This window comes from Helicobacter sp. 13S00482-2 (assembly GCF_002272795.1).
Lineage (GTDB): Bacteria > Campylobacterota > Campylobacteria > Campylobacterales > Helicobacteraceae > Helicobacter_J.
The window spans coordinates 1-276 of sequence record NZ_MLAT01000105.1; the positions used below are offsets into that span (position 1 = coordinate 1).

The following is a 276-nucleotide window of genomic DNA, read 5'->3' on the forward strand; positions in this document are numbered from 1 at the left end:
GACATTTTGTGCTATCACTTGCACAGGTTTTTTCTTGAGCAAGTTGGGTATATGCAGAGGTCTTATCCACACTTAGGCCAAGGAAATTAATTGGAAAGATCTCTCTGTAATCTTTTAAGAGTTCATTGGCCTTTTTACCATCTAGGTGAATGATGAGTCCATTTTTGTAGGTTCTATTATTGAGCATCCCAGAAGCGATACTCTCTTCAGTATTAACAATATCTGTGAAATTAAGTGAATTATCTAGATAGTTTTTAAAACTTCCAGTGGAGTTAT

Annotated in this window: 1 protein-coding gene; it reads right to left on the reverse strand. The window is 35.1% G+C overall.

Annotation, left to right across the window (positions count from 1 at the left end; translation table 11 throughout):
* The coding region (locus tag BKH42_RS09735; RefSeq protein ID WP_180674060.1) for a hypothetical protein at positions 1 to 276 on the reverse strand (276 nt) is incomplete at both ends.